This is a genomic window from Ruegeria sp. N4 (assembly GCF_056531425.1).
The window spans coordinates 58,074-77,870 of the sequence record NZ_JBQFLT010000008.1; the positions used below are offsets into that span (position 1 = coordinate 58,074).

Here is a 19,797-nt window from a genome sequence, read left to right on the forward strand (position 1 = left end):
CAAGACCTCGGGGCCGCCGAATTCCGGCGACGGGACAGATGTATGTATAGGAGACGGGCTGATGGCAAAACCGCTTATGGCCAAGGCTACCGCCGTATGGCTGGTGGACAACACCACGATCAGCTTCAAGCAGATCGCGGATTTCGTAGGAATGCACGAGCTGGAAGTACAGGGCATCGCCGATGGCGACGTGGCTGCTGGCGTGAAGGGATTTGACCCGATTGCCAACAACCAGCTGACGCAGGAAGAGATCGACGCCGCGCAGAACAACCCGCTGCACAAGCTGAAGCTCAAGTTCAACCCGTCTGCGGCTGGCGAGGAAAAGCGCCGCGGCCCGCGTTATACACCGCTGTCGAAACGGCAGGACCGTCCGAACTCGATCCTGTGGCTGGTCAAGTTCCACCCGGAACTGAGCGACGGTCAGATCGCCAAACTGGTGGGCACCACCAAGCCGACCATCCAGTCGATCCGCGAACGCACCCATTGGAACATTGCCAACATGCAGCCCATCGACCCGGTTGCGTTGGGCCTGTGCAAACAGTCCGAACTGGATGCCGTGGTGCAGAAGGCCGCCGCGAAGAAAGCCGCCGAAGGCGGCGTCATGAGCGATGATGAGCGCCGCAAGCTGGTCTCGACCGAGCAGTCGCTTGAGATGGACGCGGCTCCGAAGATTCCGACGGCCATTGAAGGGCTCGAAACCTTCTCGCTGTCTGATGACCCGGAAGACGAGAAAGAAGACAGTGATCCGATCGTGGACGCCGACAGCTTCTTCAACCTGCCCAAAGGCGGCGGGGATGAGGAAGACGAGGATGATCTGCGCCCCTGATCCTGCCAGCCCCGGTCCGATCCGGCCGGGGCACTGTCCTGAGGGAACCTCATGCTGAGCGTATTGTCTGCAGTTTTCGGCCCGCATCGCGCCGTGTCGATCTATGCCTTTCTGAAAACATGGGGTCTGGGTCTGGCAGCGGCTGTGGTGATGGTGATCATCGTCAGCGGTCTTTACCTGCTGGGGGATGATGGCAAGCACGAACATCACTCGTTCATGACCGTACCGGTGCTGTCCGCAACCGCGATCAATGGTGATCTGAAGAACGGCGTCATCGCCTCGGTCCGGTTGCCGGACGGAACGGCTGCGTCGATCACCTCGACCGAAGCGCCGGTGTCCCAGACGGTTGGCACCAGCGCCTGTGTCGAAAAACGGGTTTACGTCGAAAGCGGCGAGCCCAGATACCGGTTCAAACTTCCCAAGTTCTGCGAACCCGGCTGATCCGGGTCGCACCCAACAAAAAACCGCCCGGACCATGCGCCGGGCGGTTTTTTCGTTCAGATCATCTGGAACAGGATCCCGGCGACGATTGCCCCGCCGACCCCAAGGCCAAGATAGGTGGCGAAGACGCGCGGTTTCACCAGCGACCAGACTGCCGCCATAGCCGGGATCGAACTGACCGCACCGGCAACCATAAAGGACATCGCGGCCCCTGCAGTCATCCCCTGTTCCATCAACCCCGCCAGAAGCGGCGGTGCCACGTAAGAGTTCAGGTAGGCCGGCATCCCGACCAGCGCCGCGACCACGATGGGCAGCACGCCTTCACCGCCCACAACGCGGGCAATCAGGTCGGCAGGCACGTAGCTGACCAGCAGTGCTTCGAGAACATAGGCCAGTGCCAGCCATTTCAGCAGGAAGACGCCATTATGCACGAACTCAGAGCGAAATCGCTGACGGCGCTCGGGTTCCTGCCAGAATTTCCAGACTGGCTTGTCGTCCAGTTTGGGGCCGCAGCCGCAGCATCCGGCGGGCTTGTATTCCCGCAAGGGCTGGGCAAATGCGCCGCTGCGCATCAGCAGGCGGACGGCGAACCCGCCGAACAGGCCCAGCGCAACGGCGGCTACCGCCTTACCGATAGCAAAGGGCCAGCCCAGCGCGCCAGCGGTGATCAGCAAAGTAGGCGGATCAATCAGCGGTGAGCTGAGCCAGAACGCCATCACGGCGGACAGTGGTGCGCCCAGCGCCAGCAGCCCCGCGATGAAAGGAATGACCTCGCAGGAACAAAACGGCGCAAGCCCGCCAAACAGGGCCGCCAGCAAGATCATCCGGGTTTCACGCCCCTCAAACGCGCGCGCCACCATGACCTCGGCCCCCGTGGCCTTGAGGTAGGACAGCAGCAAAACGGCAAACAGGATATACTGGCCCGTATGCGCCAGCGCCTTGGCCGCGAAGGTCACAACCTCAACCCAGTTGCCCGGATCCAGCAGCGCCACCAGCGCCAGAATCGCAACGATCAGCGCCCAGGGTGTCCTGATCAGATCCAACATGGCCTTGGCCGAGACTTTCGGGCTTTGCGTCAATTCAGCCATCGTTCGCGGCCTTCCCTACCTCATCGGCGCAGCATTCGCTGAGAATGAACTGCGCCAGATTTCGCAACTCGTCAAAGCAGGCGCGGTTGATCGTGCTGCGCCCGATTTTCTCCTGCTCGACCACACCGCCAGCGGCCAGAAACCGCAGATGATGCGCCAGAGTCGATGGCGCGATTCCCGTGCGGTTCTGGATTTCACCCACTGTCAGACCGGCCTCACCGGCGCGGACAAGCGTTTTTAGAACCTTCAGCCGCGCCTCGGACCCCATGGCCGAAAACCCTGCGGCAGCTGTTTCCCACATCTGAACCTTCCATTAAACTAGATTTCTAGTTAATTAGGTTGATTCCCTGCGCCCGTCAATCCGCACTGCAAATTTTAGGGAAAACCGTAAGTCCAGATTGCCCCGCCAGTAAGTCCAATCTATAAGCGCCTATGGCAATCTCAATCGACACCTTCTTTCTGGAACTCAACGGGCAAGGCACGCTGCAGGCGCAGATCCAGCAGATGATCGCCGAGGGCATCCTGTCCGGGCGGTTTCACGTGGGAGAAAAGCTGCCCTCATCCCGCAAATTGGCGGCGCATCTGGGTGTCAGCCGGATCACGGTCACGCTGGCCTATACCGAGCTTCTGGCAAATGACTACCTGACCGCAAAGGGGCGATCCGGCTATTACGTGTCCGAGAATGCGCCCGTGCCGCCGAAATACACGCCGGTTCAGCGCAGCCAGGAAAATGTTGATTGGGACAATGCGCTGGCGCGCCGGTTTTCCGGCGGTGACATGCTGGCCAAACCCAGCGACTGGCGCACATATCGCTATCCTTTCATCTACGGGCAGGCCGACCGGACGCTGTTCGATCACGCCAACTGGCGGCTCTGCGCGGTGCGGGCACTGGGGCACAAGGATTTTGATTCCCTGACCGCCGACTATGCCGATCAGGACGACCCGCTGCTGGTCGAATTCATTGCCCGCCACACTCTGCCACGCCGGGGCATCACTGCCCGACCCGAAGAGATTCTGATCACGCTGGGGGCCCAGAATGCGCTGTGGCTGGCGTCGCGCATCCTGCTGGACCGCGGGCGCACGGCTGCGATTGAAGACCCGTGCTATTACGCGCTGCGGGAATTGCTGACCCATTCGGGCTGCACTATCGAGCCGATCCGCGTGGACAGCGACGGGCTGCCGCCTGCGGCACTGCCCGAAAGCACCGATGTGATTTTCACCACCCCCAGCCATCAAAGCCCGACAACCGCAACCATGCCCGTCAGCCGCCGGACCGAACTGCTGGAACGCGCCCGTGCCCTGAACGCGATGATTGTCGAAGATGATTACGAGTTCGAGATGGCCTACCTGAGCGCGCCGTCCCCTGCGCTGAAGTCGATGGATCGCGACGGGCGCGTGATCTATGTCGGCAGCTTTTCGAAATCGCTGTTTCCGGGGCTTCGGCTTGGCTACATGGTCGGGTCCGAGTCTTTTATCCGCGAAGCGCGCGCGCTAAGGTCGCTGGTGCTGCGCCACCCGCCGGGGCATGTGCAGCGTACAGCGGCCTATTTCCTGTCGCTTGGGCATTACGATGCCCAGATCAGGCGCATGTCCAACGCGCTGGCAAAACGGCGGGCCGCGCTGGATGACGCCGTGCAGACTCATAAGCTGGGCGTGGCCGGGCGCGGGCTGCTCGGCGGGTCGTCCATCTGGATGAAAGCCCCCGAACATATCGATACCACGCAGCTTGCCCGCAGGTTGCAGGATCAGGGTGTGCATATCGAACCGGGCGAGCCCTTCTTTTCGGGCGCGGACCGCCCCAAGAACTACTACCGACTGGGTTATTCCTCGATTGCGCCCGAACGCATCGCCCCCGGGATCAAGCAAATTGCCGATTCAATCCGGTCCGGCTAGGTCCAGACTGGATATATTCCGCTTTCCCGTCTGGCCCTAACGCCGACTGCACCCATGCGCCAAAACCATATCAAAGGCTGGGCAATGCACCCGGCCCAATTCACTCATGATTGGAGAGCGCACCGATGAAAATGACCACGGAAGAAGCCTTTGTTAAGGTTCTGCAAATGCACGGGATCGAACATGCGTTCGGGATCATTGGCTCGGCGATGATGCCGATCTCGGACCTGTTCCCGAAAGCCGGGATCATGTTCTGGGACTGCGCCCACGAGGGTTCGGGCGGTATGATGGCCGACGGTTACACCCGCGCCACCGGCAAAATGTCGATGATGATCGCGCAGAACGGCCCCGGCATCACCAACTTCGTGACCGCCGTAAAGACCGCTTACTGGAACCACACCCCGGTTCTGCTGGTCACTCCGCAGGCGGCCAACAAGACCATCGGTCAGGGCGGCTTCCAGGAGATGGAGCAGATGCGCATGTTCGCAGACTGCGTTGCCTATCAGGAAGAGGTACGTGACCCGTCGCGCGTGGCCGAGGTTCTGAACCGCGTGATCATGAACGCCAAGCGCGCCAGCGCCCCGGCGCAGCTGAACATCCCGCGCGATATGTGGACCCAGGTGATCGACATCGAACTGCCCAAGATCGTCGACTTTGAACGTCCTTCGGGCGGTGAAGATGCGGTTGCTGCGGCGGCCGAAATGCTGTCGAACGCAAAGAACCCGGTCATTCTGAACGGTGCCGGTGTTGTTCTGGCCGACGGCGGTATCGAAGCGTCGAAAGCCCTGGCCGAGCGTCTGGACGCCCCGGTTTGCGTTGGCTACCAGCACAACGACGCCTTCCCCGGCTCGCACCCGCTGTTTGCTGGCCCGCTGGGCTATAACGGCTCGAAAGCCGGTATGGAGCTGATCAGCGAAGCTGACGTGGTTCTGGCCCTCGGCACCCGTCTGAACCCGTTCTCGACCCTGCCCGGTTATGGCATCAACTACTGGCCGACAAACGCCAAGATCATTCAGGTCGATATCAACCCTGACCGCATTGGCCTGACCAAAGACGTCAGCGTTGGCATTATCGGTGACGCGGCCAAAGTCGCCAACGGCATCCTGTCCCGCCTGAGCGACACCGCAGGCGACGAAGGCCGTCAGGAGCGTAAGGACCGCATCGCCCAGAAGAAATCCGCATGGGCGCAGGAACTGACCTCGATGACCCACGAGGATGACGATCCGGGCACCACCTGGAACGAGCGTGCCCGTGCAGCCAAGCCTGACTGGATGAGCCCCCGCATGGCGTGGCGCGCCATTCAGGCCGCGCTGCCGAAAGAGGCGATCATCTCGTCCGATATCGGCAACAACTGCGCCATCGGCAACGCGTACCCTGCGTTCGAAGAAGGCCGTAAATACCTGGCCCCCGGCCTGTTCGGTCCCTGCGGTTACGGCCTGCCCGCCATCGTCGGCGCAAAAATCGGCCAGCCGGACGTTCCAGTTGTGGGCTTTGCCGGTGACGGTGCATTCGGTATCGCGGTGAACGAACTGACCGCAATCGGCCGCGAAGAATGGCCCGCCGTGACTCAGATCGTCTTCCGCAACTACCAGTGGGGTGCGGAAAAGCGGAACTCGACCCTGTGGTTTGACGACAACTTCGTCGGCACCGAGCTGGACACCAAAGTCTCTTATGCCGGTATCGCGCAGGCCTGTGGTCTGAAAGGCGTCGTTGCACGCACTCAGGACGAGCTGACCGCAGCGCTGAACCAGGCGATTGAGGATCAGAAGAACGGCATCACCACCCTGATCGAAGCCATGATCAACCAGGAATTGGGTGAGCCCTTCCGCCGTGACGCGATGAAGAAGCCGGTTGCTGTTGCAGGCATCGACGGCGCAGACATGACGCCGCAAGCCGAGGCCTGATCGCAGTGAAGCCCCTGCGTCAAATTCTTGGGGCTGCGACCAGTTCCAAAAAGATCATCGCCCTTGCCGAGGGCGATGATCCACGTGTTGTAGAAGGTGCGCTGAAAGCGCGTGCCGAAAACGCCGCCGACATCATCCTTGTGGGCGATCAGGCCAAAGTGACCTCTCTGCTGTCGGAAATGGGCGGCGCCGATGTTGACGGGATCGACATCCACGACCCGGCCACATCCCCCCACACGGATCGGTTCGCTGCGGCCTACTATGAGCTGCGCAAACACAAGGGCATGACGCCCGAAAAAGCGCAGGACTTGATCAAAAGTCGCCTGAACTATGCCGCGATGCTGGTCCATCTCGGGCTGGCCGACGGCACCGTCGGCGGCGCGGTTGAAACCACCTCGGACACCGTGCGCGCAGCTTTGCAGATCATCGGCAAGGCCCCGAATGCCCATATGGTGTCCAGCTTCTTTCTGATGATCTATGACCGCGACCACCACGCGGTTCAGGGCGTTCACCTCTTTGCCGATTGTGGTCTGGTCGTTGATCCCGATGAACGGGAACTGGCCGAGATCGCACAGGCGTCAGCCGCGTCCTACCATGTACTGACTGGAGACGCGCCGCGCGTTGCCATGCTGTCCTTCTCGACCAGCGGCAGCGCCAGTCACCCACGCGTGTCAAAGGTCGTCGAAGCCACCCGCATCGCCAAGGCCGCCAGCCCGCATCTTCTGATCGACGGAGAGTTGCAGTTCGACGCCGCGTATGTGCCCGAAGTGGCCAGCAAAAAGGCCAAGGATTCCCCTCTGGAGGGGCAGGCGAATGTGTTTGTCTTCCCCAACCTCGATGCCGGCAATCTGGGCTACAAGATCGCGCAGCGCATCGGCGGGGCCGAGGCCATCGGGCCGGTTCTGCAAGGCCTGGCCAAACCGGCGAACGACCTGTCTCGGGGTTGCTCTGCCGACGATGTGCTGCACATGATCGCAGTGACGGCGGTGCAGGCGCAACAGCCTGAAACCTAGAACCAGCCCGGGCAAAAACCGGGCGACACAACGACTTTGACCTGACCGGAATGCCAGGAGGGTCTGATAACCAGCAAAAGGGACGTACATGAACCAGCCCGTTATCGACACATCGCCCAAGGTCTCGGATGAGGTCCGTAAAACCACATGCTACATGTGCGCCTGTCGCTGCGGCATCAACGTTCACATGAAAGACGGAAAGGTCGCCTATATCGAAGGCAACCGCGATCACCCGGTCAACAAGGGCGTGTTGTGCGCCAAGGGCAGTGCCGGGATCATGCAGGTCAACGCACCCTCGCGCCTGCGCAAACCGCTGCGTCGGGTCGGCCCACGCGGATCGGGCGAGTTTCGCGAGATCGAGTGGGACGAGGCGATCAGCACCGCCGTCGGCTGGCTGAACGAGCTGCACGAAACAGCCCCGCAAAAGCTGGCCTTCTTTACCGGTCGGGATCAGAGCCAAAGCTTCACCTCATTCTGGGCGCAGAATTTCGGCACCCCGAACTATGCGGCGCATGGCGGGTTCTGCTCGGTCAACATGGCGGCGGGCGGCATCTATACGATGGGCGGCGCGTTTTGGGAATTCGGCCAGCCCGATTGGGACCACACCAAGCTGTTCATGCTGTTCGGCGTGGCCGAAGACCATGACAGCAACCCGATCAAGATGGGCATCGGCAAGATCAAGAAACGTGGCGCACGGGTCATCGGGGTGAACCCGATCCGCTCGGGCTATAACGCTGTGGCGGATGACTGGGTCGGGATCACACCGGGCACCGATGGGCTGTTCATCCTGTCGCTGATCCATGTGCTGATGAAGGCGGGCAAGATCGATCTCGATTACCTCAGCCGCTATACCAATGCTCCGGTTCTGGTAAATGCCGCAGAAGGGCCTGAAAAAGGCCTGTTCCTGCGCGATGCCGATGGCAAACCGCTGGTGATCGACCGGGCAACGGGCGAACCGACAGCCTTTGACAAACCGGGCGTCCGCCCCGACCTGTCGGCCACCTACGAAAAGGATGGCGTGACCCACCGGCCTGTTTTCCACCTGATGGCCGAAAAATACCTGTCCGACGATCACGCCCCCGAGGCCGTGGCCGAGCGCTGTGGCATCCCGGCCAGCCGCATCCGCGCCATCGCCGCCGAAATCGCCCGCGTCGCCTTTGACGAGGCGATCGAGCTGGACCATGAATGGACCGATTTCCGAGGTGAAACCCATTCGAAAATGATCGGTCGCCCGGTCAGCTTCCACTCGATGCGCGGGATTTCGGCCCATGCCAACGGCTTCCAGACCTGTCGTGCGCTGCATGTGCTGCAAATCCTGTTGGGCACGGTCGAGGTTCCCGGCGGCTTCCGCTTCAAACCGCCCTATCCGAAACCGGTCGAGGCGCACCCGACCCCCCATGGCGACCGCCGTCCCGGCCGTCCCCTGAACGGGCCGCATCTGGGCTTTCCGCGCGGCCCCGACGATCTGCTGCTGGATGACAACGACAACCCCATCCGCATCGACAAGGCCTTCACCTGGGAAAACCCGATGTCGGCCCACGGGCTGATGCATATGGTGATCTCGAACGCCGCTGCGGGCGATCCTTACAAGATCGATACGCTGTTCATGTATATGGCGAATATGTCATGGAACTCGTCCATGAACACCAAGGGCGTGATGGAGATGCTGACCGCCAAGGATGATGACGGCAATTACGTCATTCCGAACATCATCTACTCGGATGCCTATTCGTCCGAGATGGTGGCCTATGCCGACCTGATCCTGCCGGATACCACCTATCTGGAACGGCACGACTGTATCTCACTGCTGGACCGCCCGATCTGCGAGGCCGACGCCGCTGCCGACGCAATCCGCTGGCCGGTGATCGAACCCGACCGCGACGTGCGCGGCTTCCAGTCGGTGCTGATCGAGCTTGCCAACCGCATGAACCTGCCCGGCTTCACCAACGAGGATGGCAGCGCCAAGTGGAAGGACTATGCCGACTATATCGTCAACCACGAACGCCGCCCGAATATCGGCCCGCTGGCCGGATTCCGCGGTGAAACCGGCGACAAGGAAGGGCGAGGCGAGGTCAATCCCGACCAGCTGAACCGCTATATCGAAAATGGCGGCTTTTATGTGGCCCACATCCCCGAAGGTGCCGATTACTACAAGCCGTGGAACACGGCCTATCAGGACTGGGCCGTGGGCATGGGCCTCTACGACAGCCCGCAACCCTATCTGTTCCAACTCTACTCGGAACCCATGCGCAAGTTCCAGCTTGCTGCCGAAGGTCACGGCGACCAACAGCCGCCCGAACATCTGCGCCAGCGCATCAAAGACAAGATGGACCCGCTGCCGATCTGGTACGAAACCGACCAGCAGGGCAACGAGGGCTTCACCGTCAACGCCCTGACCCAGCGACCGATGGCGATGTATCACAGCTGGGGCACCCAGAACGCGTGGCTGCGGCAGTTGCACGGGCGCAACCCGCTTTATGTGCCGACCAAACTGATGCGCGAACACGGGCTGAAGGACGGCGACTGGGCCAAGGTCAGCTCTCCGCATGGCGAGATCACCGTGCCGGTTATGGAAATGGCGGCGCTGAACGAAAACACCGTCTGGACATGGAACGCCATCGGCAAACGCAAAGGTGCCTGGGCCCTGCAAGAAGACGCGCCTGAGGCGACCAAGGGCTTCCTGCTGAACCACCTGATCCACGAGTTGCTGCCGGCAAAAGGCGATGGCATGCGATGGGCCAATTCCGACCCGGTGACAGGTCAGGCCGCCTGGTTCGACTTGAAGGTGAAAATCGAAAAGGCCAGCCCGCCGCCAGATACCGAAAGCCAGCCTGAATTTGACGCAATCAAGTCACCCGTCGGCACTGGCCCGAAGGATATTGCATGGAAGGTTGGAAAATGACCCAACTCCATTCTTCTTCTGTTCAAAAATACCTCGGGGGTGAATTGAGCCGCAGGCTCAAGAGGGGACTGGCCCCCTCCCCCACCCTCACAAGCAGAGGTTCACTGACATGACCCAGCTCCCTCAATCCACTGACCGCAAAATGGGTCTGGTCATCGACCTGGACACCTGCGTCGGCTGCCACGCCTGCGTGATTTCCTGCAAGGGCTGGAACACCGAAAACTACGGCGCGCCCCTGTCTGATCAGGACGCTTATGGCGCAAACCCGTCAGGCACCTTCCTGAACCGCGTGCATTCATACGAGGTGCAACCCGCCGAAGGTCATGCCCAACTGATTCACTTCCCCAAATCCTGCCTGCATTGCGAAGACGCCCCCTGCGTCACCGTCTGCCCCACCGGGGCCAGCTACAAGCGGGTCGAGGATGGGATCGTTCTGGTCAACGAAAGCGACTGTATCGGTTGTGGCCTGTGCGCTTGGTCCTGCCCCTATGGCGCACGCGAACTGGACATGGCCGAAGGTGTGATGAAGAAATGCACCCTCTGCGTCGACCGGATCTACAATGAAAACCTGCCCGAGGTGGACCGCGTGCCTTCCTGCGTGCGCACTTGCCCGGCCGGAGCCCGCCATTTCGGTGATCTCGGCGATCCCGACAGCGATGTCAGCAAACTGGTGGCCGAGCGTGACGGCATGGACCTGATGCCCGAGATGGGCACCAAACCCGTCAACAAATACCTGCCGCCACGGCCCAAGGATACAGTCGAGGATCAGATCGATATTCTGGCCCCGCTTCTGGCCCCCGTGGCCGAAGAACCCAAAGGCTTCATGGGCTGGCTCGACAAAGCCCTCGACAAATTGCCCGGAGGGACAAGCTGATGCATCCCGCACCATCCGTCATCATCTTTACCACCCTGTCCGGTCTGGGCTTTGGTCTGTTGTTCTTTCTGGGGCTCGGCCTGCCTGACGTCTCGGGCGTGGTGGCCTTTGTCTTCTTTGCCATCGCCTATGCGCTGGCGGTCGGCGGGCTGATGGCCTCGACCTTTCACCTTGGCCACCCGGAACGTGCGTGGAAAGCCTTTACCCAATGGCGCTCAAGCTGGCTTAGCCGAGAGGGCTGGTGTGCCGTTCTGGCGCTGGTCGTCATGGGGCTTTACGCGATAGGCGCGGTGTTTCTGGGGCAACGCTGGGGCTTGCTTGGACTGCTGGGCTCGCTGTTCTCGCTTGCGACCGTGTTCACCACGTCGATGATCTACACCCAGCTCAAGACCATCCCGCGCTGGAACATGAAACTGACCCCTGCAATGTTTCTGAGTTTCAGCCTGGCCGGTGGGGCCTTGCTGGCCGGGCAAACCTCAATCGCCTGGCCGCTGCTTCTGATCGCGGCGCTGATCCAGATTCTGTACTGGCAGCAAGGCGACAGCGCCTTTGCACGGTCCGGAACAAACCTTGGAACCGCAACCGGGTTGGGCACGCGCGGAGATGTCCGGGCCTTTGAACCACCCCATACCGGCACCAACTACCTTCTGCGCGAGTTCGTGCATGTGGTGGGGCGCAAACATGCGCAGAAGCTGCGTGTGATGTCGTTCGGTCTGGGGTTTGTCCTACCGCTTCTCTTGATCGTCCTGCCGGTCGAGGGCGTCATCGTGAAACATTTGTTTGCGCTGCTGGCGGTGGCCTCTCATCTGGCGGGCGTTGCAATGTCGCGCTGGTTGTTCTTTGCGCAGGCCGAACATGTGGTCGGGCTTTATTATGGCAAGCGATAGGTAGGGGGGCCAGCCCCCCTCTTGAGCCTGCGGCTCAATTCACCCCCCGAGATATTTCTGGCCAGATGAAGTTTGGATCCGGGCTGAAATAGAAAGGGCGGCGCTCGGGGATCGAGGCCGCCCTTTTTGCTTGGATTTGTTTTGGTTCAGATCAGACCGGCATGGGCCATGGCTGCGTCAATGGCCGCTTTGGTGCTGTCTTCCAGCGTGGTCAGCGGCAAGCGGACCTCTTCGCTGCAGCGCTCCAGTTTGCCGAGCGCGTATTTTGCGCCCGCCAGTCCGGGTTCGATAAAGATCGCCTCGTGCAGTGGCATCAGGCGGTCCTGATAGGTCAGTGCTGTCGCATAATTGCCCGACAAGGTGGCCTGCTGGAATTCGGCGCAGAGTTTCGGGGCTACGTTGGCGGTCACGGAAATACAGCCGACACCGCCATGGGCATTGAAGCCAAGCGCTGTCGCATCCTCACCCGACAGCTGGCAGAACTCAGCGCCGCAGCTGGCGCGTTGCTGGCTGACCCGCGCCAGATCGCCGGTGGCGTCTTTGACGCCGACGATACGCGGCAACTTGGCCAGCTCACCCATGGTGGCGGGCGACATGTCAATGACCGAGCGGCCGGGGATGTTGTAGATGATGATCGGAATGTCCGCACACTCGTGCAGGGCCGCGAAATGTTCGATCAGGCCGCGCTGGGTTGGCTTGTTGTAGTAGGGCGTCACGACCAAAGCCGCGTCCGCGCCGACCTTCTTGGCAAATTGCACAAAGCGCACGGCCTCGACCGTGTTGTTCGATCCGGCGCCTGCGATGACCGGCACACGGCCTGCCGAGGCTTTGACGACCTCTTCCACAACCGTCTCATGCTCATCATGGCTGAGTGTCGGGCTTTCCCCGGTGGTGCCCACCGGCACCAGCCCGGTCGATCCGCACTCGATCTGCCATTCGACCAGATGTTTGAGCGTATCCAGGTCCAACTCGCCGTTTGTAAACGGGGTGACGAGGGCTGGCATAGAGCCTTTGAACATGACACGCTCCTTAGGGTGCAGTTTTCGTGTTTTTTACATCGCGGGCCATCACGATTTAGGCTTTGTGAGTTGATCCCGGCGGCGCAAGGTTTATCCTCACAGCCTCTATCCTTGGTTGGTTGGGAAATGCAAGGCATGACACGCGTTCTGGGCCTGTTGGTGGCCGTGATTCTGTATTCCACATTGTCAACACACCCAGCGCAGGCAGACGCCGCCGCCGATCTGCGTGCCGGGCTCAGCGAGATGCGCAAAGGGGACTGGAACGAGGCGCTGCGCGTGTCCGGGCAACGCGGGTCTGTTTCGCGCGATATCATTGTCTGGCACTGGTTGCGGCAAGGGTTTGGCAGTTCCGGCGATGTGCTGGTGTTTCTGGATCGCCGCCCGGATTGGCCCGGTCTGGCCTGGCTGCGCCGGAAAAGCGAGCCGTCTTTTACGGGCGCGGACCCCGATCGGGTTCTTAGGTTCTATGCCGACACACCGCCACAGACAGCGGAAGGCGCGTTGAACCATGCCGTGGCACTGATGGCCAAGGGGCAACAGGGCGAGGCGCAGGCCGATATCGTCACCGCATGGCGCACGATGCCGATGGGGTCCGGGTTGCAGAAGGATTACCTTGAGAATTTCGGCAAGCTGTTGAAGCCTCATCATGCGGCGCGGCTGGACCGGATGTTATGGGATGGTCATCTGGTCAGCGCAGCGCAGATGTTGCCCTTGGTCGGCGCAGATGACCGCAAACTGGCCGAGGCTCGGATCGCGTTGCAAAAGCGCGCGCCGGGGGTCGATGCCAAGGTTGCGGCGGTTCCAAAGACGGTCGCGGACGCGCCGGGACTTGCCTTTGATCGTTTTGTCTGGCGCGACCGGAAGGAACTGGACGACAGCGCCATCGATCTGATGCTGGCCCGATCGACCAGCCCCGAAGCCCTGGGTGAGCCGGACAAATGGGCCGAAGGGCGGCGCAGGCTGGCGCGGCTTGAGATGCGGCAGGGCAGCGCCGCGCGGGCCTATCAGATCGCCGCAAACCACCATATGACGCCTGAGATGGGCTATGCCTATGCCGATCTGGAATGGCTGGCCGGATTTCTGGCCCTGCGCAGGCTGGACGACCCGGCAACTGCCGTGCGCCATTTCCAGAATTTCTCGACCGCAGTGCAGTCCCCAATCTCGAAAGGGCGTGGAGGGTATTGGCTGGGCCGCGCCTATGCCGCGCAGGGAAATGCCGAGAAAGCCTATGAAGCCTATGCTGTCGGGGCCGACAATCAGACCTCATTCTACGGACTGCTGGCGGCTGAACAGATCGGGCGCCCGTTTGATCCTGAACTGGCCACCCCGCGCCGTGCACCGCATTGGCGGCAGGCGGGGTTCGCCGATTCCAGCGTTCTTGAGGCGGGGTTGCTGCTGTTGAAAGCGGGCGAGGACAATCTGTCGGAACGGTTTTTGACCCATCTGGTCGAAGGCCTCGACCCGGTTCAGGCCAATCAGCTTGGCGATCTGGCGATTGAGTTGAACGAACCACATCTGGCGGTGATGATCGCCAAGCGGGCGGCCACCACCGGGACGGTTCTGCCAGCGGCTTATTACCCGGTGCATCCCGTCGCCGATATGGGCCTGCCAATGGCCAAGGAAATGACGCTGGCCATTGCCCGTCGCGAAAGTGAGTTTGATCCGGTAGTGATCAGCGGCGCGGGCGCGCGGGGACTGATGCAAGTGATGCCCGCCACAGCGAAACTGGTGGCGCAGGAGTTGGGGATACTCAGCGGGCATCAGACCGGTCGGTTGACCTCGGACTGGCAGTATAACGCCAAGCTGGGGGCCAACTACCTGTCCGGGCTGGCGGCTGATTTCAACGGCAATGTGGTCATGATGGCGGCAGGTTATAACGCCGGGCCAAGGCGACCCATTTCGTGGATGCAGCGCTATGGCGACCCGCGCCGGGGGCAGGTGGATGTGGTGGACTGGATCGAGACGATACCGTTCAGCGAAACCCGCAACTATGTGATGCGTGTGGCCGAAAGCCTACCGGTCTATCGGGCGCGGCTGGGTAAACCGGCCCTGCCGATCCCGTTCTCGCAAGAACTGACCGGGTCAACTCTGGCGGCGTTCGCGCCATAGGGTGAACAGGCCCGCCGCCACGACAAAGGCGGCCCCGACGACAACTTCGGGGCGCAGCACCTCACCAAAGATCGAGATGCCCAGGATCGCGCTCCAGACGAGGTGGAAATAGGCAAAGGGTTGAACTGCACTGGCCTCGGCCATTTCGTAACACTTGATCAGCAGCCAGTGCCCAAGCGCGCCGCTGACGCACAGAACCGCCATCCAGCCCCAGTCGCGCGGGGCCATGGGTTCCCAGAACCACATACCGACAAGCGTCATTGCGACCGCGCCGGACACGCCGGTCCAGAAAAAGCTGGTGGCCGTGCTGTCGCGACGCGCGGCATAGCGCGTCAGAAGGCCATACAGGGCAAACATCAGGGCCGAGATCAGCGGGATGATGGCCCAGGGGTTAAACACGCCGACGCCCGGTTGCAGGATGATCAGGACCCCGATGCAGCCAACACCAATCGCCGCCCATCTGCGCCACCCCACCTTTTCGCCCAACACTGGGCCGCTGAGGGCCGCGACAAGCAGCGGATAGCAGATGAAGACCGCCATACTGTCGATCAGGCCCAAAACGGTGAAGCTGAACACGGCGACGCAAATCTCACCTGCCAGCAGGATGCCGCGAAAGATCTGCAATCCAAGTTGACTGGTTCGTGTGGCCGCGCCCAGCCCACCCGATGACCGCGCGGCCAGAGTGATAACGAAGGCCGCAAAGAACCAGTAGCGGATCATCACAACCATGTAGGTGTTGTATGTCCCGGCCAGATGGCGCGAGATTCCGTCCTGCAAAGCAAAGACAATGGTGGCACCGATCATCAGGGCGATGCCTGCACGGACGTTGTTTTGTTGCGTCATGCTTTGACCGCCCGTGTCATGTGGCGTTTGCGGCCATAGCCGGGGGTTCGGGTCACGTCGAAACCGGCGTCTTGCAGACCCCGCCGCACGAATCCGGCGGCGGTGTAGGTTGCGGCGGTGCCGCCTTTGACCGTGTGGTCGGCAACCTGCTGCATCAGGTCCGCGCCCCAAAGCTCGGGGTTTTTGGCGGGCGAGAAGCCATCCAGAAACCACGCATCCGCATTGTCCTGCCAGTCGCACAAGGTCTGACGCGCATCGCCTACGACAACAGTCAGGTCCAGCGTCTCCAAATGGCATCCACCCCCCGCCCATTGTGCAAGAAATCGATCCGCCCAAGGCGTCAATTCGGGGAATGCCGTCAAAGCCCGCCGCATGTCCTCGGGCTCCATGGGATACGCTTCGAAGCTTGTGAACCTCAGCGGGGTCGTGTGACCCGACTGCTCCCATACCGACCAAGCGGTGAGCATGTTCAGTCCGGTGCCAAAGCCCAGTTCGGCAATATGAAAACCGGGCACAAAGCGCGCAGGCAGGTCGTTGCCCGCAAGGAACACATGGCGCGTCTCTTCAACCCCGTTTTGAAGCGAGTAATATGGGTCGTCGAAACGATCCGAGACGGGTATCTGATCCTCGGTCCATGTGACCTCGGCGCGCTGGTCTGCCATCGGGGAATCCTGTAGCTAAGCGGCGCGACACTGAACAAGGAAAAGGAATTTGGCAATGGTCGATGTGACGGTCCGTGGCGCTGGGATTTTCGGCCTGTCCATCGCCTGGACCTGCGCGCGACGCGGCGCGAAGGTGCAGGTTGTCGAACCCTTTGGCCCGGGCGCGGGCTCCAGCGGCGGTCTGGTCGGGGCGCTGGCTCCGCACGTGCCCGAGAACTGGAACGCCAAGAAGGCCTTTCAGTTCGACAGCCTGATCATGGCCGAACCCTTCTGGACGCAGGTAGAGGCCGTGGGCGGCGTTTCTGCGGGATACGGGCGGCTGGGGCGCATCCAGCCGATTGCAGACCAGCGCAGCCTCGATTTGGCGCGCGCGCGGGAACTCACGGCACAGGAACTGTGGCACGGTCGGGCCGCGTGGAGGGTGATCGACGTGGCCGAGGCCGGATCATGGTGCCCGCCTAGCCCGACCGGTTACGTTATCCATGACACCCTGACCGCCCGCATGCACCCGCGCCGCGCCTGTGCCGCGCTTGTAGCGGCTTTGGCGGTCATGGGGGTCGAGGTTGTCGCCGACGCACCCGATGCAGGCCATGTCGTGCACGCCACCGGGCTGGCCGGTCTGCAAGAGCTGAGCGACGCCTTCGGCAAAACGGTCGGCAATGGCGTGAAAGGACAAGCGGCGCTGTTGCGGTTCGATGCGGGCGTGGTGCCGCAACTGTTTGCGGATGCGATCCATATCGTCCCCCATGCGGACGGAACTCTGGCCATCGGCTCGACCTCGGAACGCGGTTACGACGATCCCACCAGCACCGACAGCGCGCTGGACGATGTGATCGAGCGTGCGATGCAGGCGGTTCCCGTGCTGCACGGGGCCGAAGTGATCGAGCGTTGGGCCGGTGTTCGCCCCCGCAGCAAAAGCCGCGCGCCAATGCTTGGGAAACACCCGTTGCATAAGGGACAATTCATCGCCAACGGAGGGTTCAAGATCGGTTTCGGCATGGCCCCGAAGGTGGCCGAGGTCATGGCCGATCTGATCCTGGACGAACGCGACACGATCCCGGATGATTTCCGGCCCGAAGCCTCGCTGTAACACTGGCACCACCGGCTGGGCGGCGGTGACAGCGCGTTATGCGATCAGGCCACGCAGCTTCTGCATCAGGGTGCCCAGCGACTTTTCATACCGCGCACTGACCAGCCTGCCCTGTTCGTCGAATTCGTTCGAACTGTTGGCCAGATGAATCTCGGGGCCTTGCAGGATCATCGGCTGGAACGGCACCATATAGGCGCGCAAGATCATTTGCGCCCGTTCCCCGCCCGCGCGGCCCGCCGCCGCCGACATCACGGCAACCGGCTTGTCGGCCCATGGGTTGCCCTCGGTCCGGCTGACCCAATCCAGCGCGTTCTTCAAAACGCCCGACGGCCCCTTGTTATATTCCGGGGTCGAGATGATCACCGCATCCGCCTGCTCGATCTGATCCCTGAGCGTTTGGACCATGGCCGGGATGCCCTCACCCTCTTCCAGATCACCATCGTAAAGCGGCAGGTTCAGATCGGCTTCGACAAAGCTGGCGGGGTCAAACAGGCGCGCGGCCTCGCGCAGCAATTTGCGGTTGGTTGCGTTCTGGCGCAGGGACCCGGACAGGCCCAGCAGCGTGGGGTTGGACATCGGGGGAAACTCCGTTTCGTTGTTTCCCCATAGTTAGACCGGGACAGGCCCGATCCAAACCCCGTTTCTTGCACAGGTGCTGCGCGATCAGGCGTTGCCGCTGGGAACGATCACAATCTCGACCCGGCGGTTCTGTGCCTTGCCCGCAGGTGTCAGGTTCGAGGCAACCGGGTTGTTCTCACCCTGCCCGATGGTGCGAATGCGGTTGTAGTTCACACCGTTGGCCTGAAGAATATCGGCCACCGCATTCGCACGACGTACGGACAGGCCCTGGTTATAGGCGGCGTCGCCATCGCTGTCTGTGTGCCCGATGATCTGCACGTTCGAATTCGGGTAGTTCACCAGATTCTGGCCAACGCGCGTCAGATCGGCGCGCAGGGCCGGGCGCACGGTGGCGCTGTCGGTGTCAAAGGTGATGTCATTCGGCACGGTGACGATCAGGCGATCCCCGGCATTGACGATGGTGATCCCGTCATTGGCCAGTTGCTGGCGCAGTTCAGCCGCCTGCTTGTCCAGTTGATTGCCGATCAGGCCACCGCCCGCCGCGCCAATGGCGCCTCCGGCCAATGCACCCAGCAGAGGGTCGGAATCATTGGCAATCGCACCAACACCCGCGCCGACCAGCCCGCCGATAATGGCGCCCTGTCTGGCGTTCTGGTTGGGATCACTGGGCAGGTTCAGCGTGCCCGGATCGGTGCAAGCCGCCAGTGCCATAGCCGAGCACAGCCCACTTGCCACAAAAAACTTGGAAATCGTCATGATGTCACCTTCTGCTCCGGCCCCCGTTTGTTCGGGTTTGCCTTGTTCAGCGCAGTATATCACGGCGTCTGCAGGCAGGCTCAAGCAACAATGCGGTGAGGTCGGCGATTCCCCGCCAAAACGCGTTACTGGGCCGGGTTACTGGGCTGCGGTCACACCCTCCTGCTCATTCCACAGATCGCGCAGGGATGCACCCTGGCCGCTAAAGCTCTGACCCGTAGCCTCGCAGGCCCAGATGCGGTCGGTTCTGAAATGCCGGAAGGCGCTGCGCAGCTCGCACCAACCTGCCAGCATGGTGCATTCGATGTGATAGATCAGGGCCACAGGCCGGATGACACGATCCGACCGCTGACCTTCGCCGTTGACATATGTGATGCGGATCTTCTGCTCGGCCCGGATCGCCTCGCGATACTGCGCCACAGGCACGCAACCCTTGGCGGGATCATCAACCGGTGCGCCCCAGGTCGCGACCTGCAACCAATCCGCCGGACAATGCAGCGCGTCGATCTTCTGACAAATCCGATTGGCCGCCCGTTGCAGGTGGCTGTCACCCGTGCGGGCCAGCATCGACAGACCCACCCACAAGGCCTCAACCTCTTCGGCATCGAAATTCAGCGGCGGCAGGTCATAGCCGCGCCGCATGATATAGCCGATCCCGGCCTCGCCTTCGATCGGCGTGCGCTGGGCCTGCAATTCGGCAATGTCACGATAGACCGTGCGCACCGACACCTCCAGCCGTTCAGCCAGCGCATCCGCCGTGACCGGCACATCCGAGGCACGCAGAATCTGGATGATTTCAAACAATCGGGACGAACGGCGCATGGTGATCTCCGTGACAAGTACTGACACTTTAGCACAGCCCCCTGACAGGGTGGTGTCAGGAGTATTGGGCGAGGCTGGGTCAGCACAAG

Annotated in this window: 18 protein-coding genes; 10 read left to right on the forward strand and 8 right to left on the reverse strand. The window is 61.7% G+C overall.

Annotated elements, in window-relative coordinates:
• The first annotated feature begins 61 nt into the window (after window positions 1-61).
• Entirely contained in the window at window positions 62-826 is a 765-nt protein-coding gene (locus tag ACR0LW_RS13530; protein WP_170455127.1) for a DUF1013 domain-containing protein, read from the forward strand.
• Window positions 827-877: 51 nt separating this feature from the next.
• Window positions 878-1,267 (forward strand): hypothetical protein, encoded by a 390-nt coding sequence (locus ACR0LW_RS13535; protein WP_170455129.1) that lies wholly within the window; start codon window positions 878-880, stop codon window positions 1,265-1,267.
• 56 nt (window positions 1,268-1,323) lie between these two features.
• On the opposite strand, the gene ACR0LW_RS13540 is transcribed toward ACR0LW_RS13535, so the two are convergent.
• Window positions 1,324-2,355 carry a permease gene (locus ACR0LW_RS13540; RefSeq protein WP_480882939.1) on the reverse strand — a complete coding sequence of 344 codons (1,032 nt, stop codon included), beginning with the start codon at window positions 2,353-2,355 and terminating at the stop codon, window positions 1,324-1,326.
• Window positions 2,348-2,656 carry a winged helix-turn-helix domain-containing protein gene (locus ACR0LW_RS13545; protein ID WP_170455133.1) on the reverse strand — a complete coding sequence of 103 codons (309 nt, stop codon included), beginning with the start codon at window positions 2,654-2,656 and terminating at the stop codon, window positions 2,348-2,350. The genes ACR0LW_RS13540 and ACR0LW_RS13545 overlap by 8 nt, the downstream gene beginning before the upstream one ends.
• A 131-nt stretch (window positions 2,657-2,787) precedes the next feature.
• On the opposite strand from ACR0LW_RS13545, the gene pdxR reads away from it, so the two are divergent.
• The 6 genes from pdxR to ACR0LW_RS13575 all read left to right on the forward strand — a co-directional run bounded on the left by pdxR (window position 2,788) and on the right by ACR0LW_RS13575 (window position 11,828).
• Window positions 2,788-4,248 (forward strand): MocR-like pyridoxine biosynthesis transcription factor PdxR, encoded by a 1,461-nt coding sequence (gene pdxR / locus ACR0LW_RS13550; protein WP_170624550.1) that lies wholly within the window; start codon window positions 2,788-2,790, stop codon window positions 4,246-4,248.
• A 125-nt stretch (window positions 4,249-4,373) separates the two neighbouring features.
• On the forward strand, window positions 4,374-6,152 hold the full coding sequence (gene xsc, locus ACR0LW_RS13555) for a sulfoacetaldehyde acetyltransferase (protein WP_170737878.1): 1,779 nt from the start codon (window positions 4,374-4,376) through the stop codon (window positions 6,150-6,152).
• A 5-nt stretch (window positions 6,153-6,157) separates the two neighbouring features.
• The gene (pta, locus tag ACR0LW_RS13560) at window positions 6,158-7,165 is read left to right on the forward strand and encodes a phosphate acetyltransferase (RefSeq protein ID WP_480882940.1); all 1,008 of its coding nucleotides are present in this window, start codon (window positions 6,158-6,160) and stop codon (window positions 7,163-7,165) included.
• Between the two features lie 88 nt (window positions 7,166-7,253).
• Complete coding sequence (locus tag ACR0LW_RS13565; RefSeq protein ID WP_480882941.1) at window positions 7,254-10,067, forward strand: molybdopterin oxidoreductase family protein; 2,814 nt, start codon at window positions 7,254-7,256, stop codon at window positions 10,065-10,067.
• Window positions 10,068-10,176: 109 nt separating this feature from the next.
• Window positions 10,177-10,941, forward strand: coding sequence for a 4Fe-4S dicluster domain-containing protein (locus ACR0LW_RS13570; protein ID WP_170455142.1), 765 nt, complete (start codon window positions 10,177-10,179; stop codon window positions 10,939-10,941).
• Window positions 10,941-11,828 carry a DmsC/YnfH family molybdoenzyme membrane anchor subunit gene (locus ACR0LW_RS13575; RefSeq protein ID WP_170523966.1) on the forward strand — a complete coding sequence of 296 codons (888 nt, stop codon included), beginning with the start codon at window positions 10,941-10,943 and terminating at the stop codon, window positions 11,826-11,828. Before ACR0LW_RS13570 ends, ACR0LW_RS13575 begins: the two co-directional genes overlap by 1 nt.
• A gap of 146 nt (window positions 11,829-11,974) precedes the next feature.
• On the opposite strand, the gene dapA is transcribed toward ACR0LW_RS13575, so the two are convergent.
• Window positions 11,975-12,847 carry a 4-hydroxy-tetrahydrodipicolinate synthase gene (dapA, locus tag ACR0LW_RS13580; RefSeq protein ID WP_480882942.1) on the reverse strand — a complete coding sequence of 291 codons (873 nt, stop codon included), beginning with the start codon at window positions 12,845-12,847 and terminating at the stop codon, window positions 11,975-11,977.
• A gap of 135 nt (window positions 12,848-12,982) precedes the next feature.
• On the opposite strand from dapA, the gene ACR0LW_RS13585 reads away from it, so the two are divergent.
• A complete protein-coding gene (locus ACR0LW_RS13585) occupies window positions 12,983-14,956 on the forward strand; it encodes a lytic transglycosylase domain-containing protein (protein WP_480586371.1) in 1,974 nt (657 codons plus the stop codon).
• Here ACR0LW_RS13585 and ACR0LW_RS13590 read toward each other — a convergent pair.
• Both ACR0LW_RS13590 and mnmC2 read right to left on the reverse strand, forming a co-directional pair.
• Complete coding sequence (locus tag ACR0LW_RS13590) at window positions 14,930-15,799, reverse strand: DMT family transporter (RefSeq protein ID WP_170455150.1); 870 nt, start codon at window positions 15,797-15,799, stop codon at window positions 14,930-14,932. The genes ACR0LW_RS13585 and ACR0LW_RS13590 overlap by 27 nt on opposite strands.
• Window positions 15,796-16,461, reverse strand: a complete 666-nt coding sequence (gene mnmC2 / locus ACR0LW_RS13595; RefSeq protein WP_480882943.1) for a tRNA (5-methylaminomethyl-2-thiouridine)(34)-methyltransferase MnmC2 — start codon at window positions 16,459-16,461, stop codon at window positions 15,796-15,798. The genes ACR0LW_RS13590 and mnmC2 overlap by 4 nt, the downstream gene beginning before the upstream one ends.
• Window positions 16,462-16,516: 55 nt before the next feature.
• Here mnmC2 and ACR0LW_RS13600 point away from each other — a divergent pair, with 55 nt between their 5' ends.
• On the forward strand, window positions 16,517-17,551 hold the full coding sequence (locus tag ACR0LW_RS13600) for an NAD(P)/FAD-dependent oxidoreductase (protein ID WP_480882944.1): 1,035 nt from the start codon (window positions 16,517-16,519) through the stop codon (window positions 17,549-17,551).
• 36 nt (window positions 17,552-17,587) lie between these two features.
• Here ACR0LW_RS13600 and ACR0LW_RS13605 read toward each other — a convergent pair whose 3' ends face one another.
• The 3 genes from ACR0LW_RS13605 to ACR0LW_RS13615 form a co-directional block, all read right to left on the reverse strand.
• Window positions 17,588-18,127: an NAD(P)H-dependent oxidoreductase gene (locus tag ACR0LW_RS13605; RefSeq protein WP_170455157.1), complete on the reverse strand. Its 540-nt coding sequence runs from the start codon at window positions 18,125-18,127 to the stop codon at window positions 17,588-17,590.
• An 87-nt stretch (window positions 18,128-18,214) separates the two neighbouring features.
• On the reverse strand, window positions 18,215-18,886 hold the full coding sequence (locus tag ACR0LW_RS13610) for a YiaD family glycine zipper/OmpA-like lipoprotein (protein ID WP_480882945.1): 672 nt from the start codon (window positions 18,884-18,886) through the stop codon (window positions 18,215-18,217).
• Window positions 18,887-19,024: 138 nt separating this feature from the next.
• Complete coding sequence (locus ACR0LW_RS13615; RefSeq protein ID WP_480882946.1) at window positions 19,025-19,708, reverse strand: helix-turn-helix transcriptional regulator; 684 nt, start codon at window positions 19,706-19,708, stop codon at window positions 19,025-19,027.
• Between the last annotated feature and the right edge of the window lie 89 nt (window positions 19,709-19,797).

Bases quoted from the DNA above. Each gene is read 5' to 3' on its own strand.
- ACR0LW_RS13535 (WP_170455129.1), top strand. From the start codon at position 878: ATGCTGAGCGTATTGTCTGCAGTTTTCGGCCCGCATCGCGCCGTGTCG.
- ACR0LW_RS13530 (WP_170455127.1), top strand. From the start codon at position 62: ATGGCAAAACCGCTTATGGCCAAGGCTACCGCCGTATGGCTGGTGGAC.
- ACR0LW_RS13565 (WP_480882941.1), top strand. From the start codon at position 7,254: ATGAACCAGCCCGTTATCGACACATCGCCCAAGGTCTCGGATGAGGTC.
- pdxR (WP_170624550.1), top strand. From the start codon at position 2,788: ATGGCAATCTCAATCGACACCTTCTTTCTGGAACTCAACGGGCAAGGC.
- ACR0LW_RS13605 (WP_170455157.1), bottom strand. From the start codon at position 18,127: ATGTCCAACCCCACGCTGCTGGGCCTGTCCGGGTCCCTGCGCCAGAAC.
- ACR0LW_RS13545 (WP_170455133.1), bottom strand. From the start codon at position 2,656: ATGTGGGAAACAGCTGCCGCAGGGTTTTCGGCCATGGGGTCCGAGGCG.
- ACR0LW_RS13600 (WP_480882944.1), top strand. From the start codon at position 16,517: ATGGTCGATGTGACGGTCCGTGGCGCTGGGATTTTCGGCCTGTCCATC.
- mnmC2 (WP_480882943.1), bottom strand. From the start codon at position 16,461: ATGGCAGACCAGCGCGCCGAGGTCACATGGACCGAGGATCAGATACCC.
- dapA (WP_480882942.1), bottom strand. From the start codon at position 12,847: ATGTTCAAAGGCTCTATGCCAGCCCTCGTCACCCCGTTTACAAACGGC.
- ACR0LW_RS13585 (WP_480586371.1), top strand. From the start codon at position 12,983: ATGACACGCGTTCTGGGCCTGTTGGTGGCCGTGATTCTGTATTCCACA.
- ACR0LW_RS13590 (WP_170455150.1), bottom strand. From the start codon at position 15,799: ATGACGCAACAAAACAACGTCCGTGCAGGCATCGCCCTGATGATCGGT.
- ACR0LW_RS13575 (WP_170523966.1), top strand. From the start codon at position 10,941: ATGCATCCCGCACCATCCGTCATCATCTTTACCACCCTGTCCGGTCTG.
- ACR0LW_RS13570 (WP_170455142.1), top strand. From the start codon at position 10,177: ATGACCCAGCTCCCTCAATCCACTGACCGCAAAATGGGTCTGGTCATC.
- ACR0LW_RS13615 (WP_480882946.1), bottom strand. From the start codon at position 19,708: ATGCGCCGTTCGTCCCGATTGTTTGAAATCATCCAGATTCTGCGTGCC.
- ACR0LW_RS13540 (WP_480882939.1), bottom strand. From the start codon at position 2,355: ATGGCTGAATTGACGCAAAGCCCGAAAGTCTCGGCCAAGGCCATGTTG.
- xsc (WP_170737878.1), top strand. From the start codon at position 4,374: ATGAAAATGACCACGGAAGAAGCCTTTGTTAAGGTTCTGCAAATGCAC.
- ACR0LW_RS13610 (WP_480882945.1), bottom strand. From the start codon at position 18,886: ATGACGATTTCCAAGTTTTTTGTGGCAAGTGGGCTGTGCTCGGCTATG.